This window comes from Mycolicibacterium palauense, from assembly GCF_002592005.1.
Lineage (GTDB): Bacteria > Actinomycetota > Actinomycetes > Mycobacteriales > Mycobacteriaceae > Mycobacterium > Mycobacterium palauense.
This window is the reverse complement of record NZ_NVQF01000179.1, coordinates 1-2,672: the sequence shown is the minus strand read 5'-3', so window position 1 is coordinate 2,672 and position 2,672 is coordinate 1. Positions and strand designations below refer to the sequence as shown.

The following is a 2,672-nucleotide window of genomic DNA, read 5'->3' as shown; positions in this document are numbered from 1 at the left end:
CCTTCGACCTGGGTGGCGGTGGTCAGGGCGACACGCGCCACGGTGCCGGCGGTGGGGGTGGTGATCGCGGCTTCCATCTTCATCGCCTCGATGGTGGCCACGGTCTGCCCGGCCTCGACCGCCTCGCCTTCGGCGACGCAGACGGTGACCACCCCCGCGAACGGCGCGGCGACGTGGCCGGGGTTGGTGCGGTCGGCCTTCTCCGCGGTGGGTGTGGCCGAGGCGATGCTGCGGTCACGCACCAGCACCGGGCGCAGTTGGCCGTTGAGGATGCACATCACGGTGCGCATGCCGGCCTCGTCCGGGTCGGAGACCGCTTCTAGCCCGATGAGTAGCTGCACCCCTTTTTCCAGGGTGACGCGGTGCTCCTCGCCCTGGCGCAGCCCGTAGAAGAACTGGTTGGCCGACAACTGGGAGGTGTCGCCGAAGGTTTCGCGGTGCGCCTCGAACTCCGCGGTGGGCCCGGGAAACAACAACCGGTTCAGGGTGGCCTGACGTTTGGGGCCCGGCGCGGCCAGCGCGGCCTGATCCTCGGCGCCGATGGGCTCTTCGGGCCGGGCCGGGCCACGACCTTGTAAGGCCTTGGTCCGCAACGGCTCCGGCCAACCCCCGGGTGGGTCCCCCAACTCCCCACGCAGGAAACCGATCACCGAATCGGGAACGTCGTAGCGTGCGGGGTCGGCGGCGAACTCACCGGCGGTGATACCCGCACCCACCAGCGCCAACGCCAGATCGCCCACCACCTTGCTCGACGGGGTCACCTTGACCAGCCGGCCCAGCACCGCATCGGCCCCGGCGTAGGCGGCCTCGATGTCTTCGAACCGGTCCCCCAGACCCAGCGCGATGGCCTGCTGACGCAGGTTGGACAGCTGCCCGCCCGGGATCTCATGGGTGTAGACCCGCCCGGTGGGGGCGGGCAGCCCGGATTCGAACGGCCCGTAGACCTTACGCAGCGCCTCCCAGTAGGGCTCCAGATCGCACACCGCAGACAGCGACAGGCCGGTGTCGAACCCGGTGTGCGCGGCGGCGGCCACGATGGAGGACAGGGCGGGCTGGCTGGTGGTGCCGGCCATCGGCGCCGAGGCACCGTCGACGGCGTCGGCGCCGGCGGCCCAGGCCGCGGCGTAGGTGGCCAGCTGCCCACCGGGGGTGTCGTGGGTGTGCACGTGCACCGGCAGGTCGAACCGCGACTTCAGCGCGGCCACCAGGGTGGCCGCCGCGGGGGCGCGCAGCAGCCCGGCCATGTCCTTGATCGCCAGCACGTGCGCCCCGGCGGCGACGATCTGCTCGGCCAGACGCAGGTAGTAGTCCAGGGTGTAGAGATCCTCACCCGGGTTCGACAGGTCGCCGGTGTAGGACATCGCGACCTCGGCCACCGCGGTCCCCGTTTCGCGGACCGCCTCGATCGCCGGGAGCATCGAGGCCACGTTGTTGAGCGCATCGAAGATCCGGAAGATGTCGACACCGGTCGCGGCGGCCTCGTCGACGAACGCATGGGTCACCGTTTCCGGATACGGCGTGTAGCCCACGGTGTTGCGCCCGCGCAGCAGCATCTGCAGACAGATGTTGGGCATCGCCTCACGCAGGGCCGCCAACCGCTCCCACGGGTCCTCCTTGAGGAACCGCAGCGCCACGTCGTAGGTTGCCCCGCCCCAGCACTCGACCGACAACAGCTGTGGGCACAGCCGTGCCAGGTACGGCGCGACCATCAACAGCCCGGTGGAGCGCACCCGGGTGGCCAGCAGCGACTGGTGCGCGTCGCGGAACGTGGTGTCGGTGACCGCCACGGCCGCCGAATCCCGCAGCCACGCGGCGAAACCGGCCGGGCCCAACTCGGCCAGGCGTTGGCGCGACCCCGGCGGGGCCGCCGCGGTGATGTCGATCGACGGGAGTTTGTCGTGCGGGTACACCGTCGACGGCCGCGGCCCGTGTGGCTGGTTCACGGTCACGTCGGCCAGGTAGTTCAGGATCTTGGTGCCCCGGTCGGCGCTGGAGCGCGCCGTGAGCAAGCCCGGACGCTCCTCGATGAACGAGGTGGTGATCCGCCCGGCCACAAAGTCCGGATCGTCGAGCACCGCCTGCAGAAACGGGATGTTGGTGGCGACCCCGCGGATCCGGAACTCCGCGACCGCGCGGCGGGCCCGGCGCACCGCCGTGGCGAAATCCCGGCCGCGGCAGGTGAGTTTGACCAGCATCGAGTCGAAATGCGCGCTGATCTCCGCGCCGAGGTTCGACCCGCCGTCCAGGCGGATCCCGGCCCCGCCCGGTGACCGGTAGGCGCTGATGCGCCCGGTATCCGGGCGAAACCCGTTGGCCGGATCCTCGGTGGTGATCCGGCACTGCAGCGCCGCCCCGTGCGCGACCACCGACTCCTGCGACAGCCCCAGATCGGCCAGCGACTCCCCAGCGGCGATACGCAACTGGCTCGACACCAGATCAACATCGGTGATCTCCTCGGTCACCGTGTGCTCCACCTGGATCCGCGGATTCATCTCGATGAACACGTGCCGCCCGCGCTCGTCGAGCAGAAACTCCACCGTGCCCGCGCACGTGTAGCCGATCCGCCGGGCCAACGCCACCGCGTCCGAACAGATCCGTTCCCGCAACACCGGATCCAGGTTCGGTGCGGGCGCCAGCTCGATCACCTTCTGGTGGCGCCGCTGCACGCTGCA

Annotated in this window: 1 protein-coding gene; it reads right to left on the bottom strand. The window is 70.6% G+C overall.

Translation table 11 applies throughout. The features are described 5' to 3' along the window. On the bottom strand, positions 1 to 2,672 hold a 2,672-nt coding region (locus CSR00_RS29675), incomplete at both ends, for a pyruvate carboxylase (RefSeq protein WP_099025923.1).